The sequence below is a fragment of the Pseudoalteromonas sp. T1lg23B genome (genome assembly GCF_002964665.1).
Taxonomy (GTDB): Bacteria; Pseudomonadota; Gammaproteobacteria; order Enterobacterales; family Alteromonadaceae; genus Pseudoalteromonas.
Genome location: NZ_PQBZ01000024.1, coordinates 1 through 419, shown reverse-complemented (window position 1 = coordinate 419; position 419 = coordinate 1). Strand labels below are relative to the sequence as shown.

Below are 419 nucleotides of genomic sequence, written 5' to 3'. Positions count from 1 at the left end.
AAGTGGCGTCCCCTAGGGGATTCGAACCCCTGTTACCGCCGTGAAAGGGCGGTGTCCTAGGCCTCTAGACGAAGGGGACGCAGAAATTGTATTGCAAATCGTTGATTTGCTATTTCTGCATTAGATGAGACCGAGCCTGCGAGGCGAATGGCCTTATTTAAAACAGAAAATTTTCTGTGTCACTAGGACTGGTTATTTTAACTCTCACCATACGAGCTTTTATTACTTTACCCAAGTAAAGTGGCGTCCCCTAGGGGATTCGAACCCCTGTTACCGCCGTGAAAGGGCGGTGTCCTAGGCCTCTAGACGAAGGGGACACTGATTAGTGTCACTAGGACTGGTTATTTTAACTCTCACCATATGAGTTTAATCTATCTAAGTGCTACTCGAGAGCGCTTAGAAACATCACTTAAAAGTAA

2 tRNA genes are annotated in these 419 nt (G+C 46.3%); both read right to left on the bottom strand.

Annotated features, from left to right (window positions below):
* Nucleotides 1-3: 3 nt before the first annotated feature.
* Nucleotides 4-79, bottom strand: a tRNA-Glu gene (locus C2M32_RS06630).
* A gap of 162 nt (nucleotides 80-241) precedes the next feature.
* A tRNA-Glu gene (locus C2M32_RS06625) sits at nucleotides 242-317 on the bottom strand.
* Between the last annotated feature and the right edge of the window lie 102 nt (nucleotides 318-419).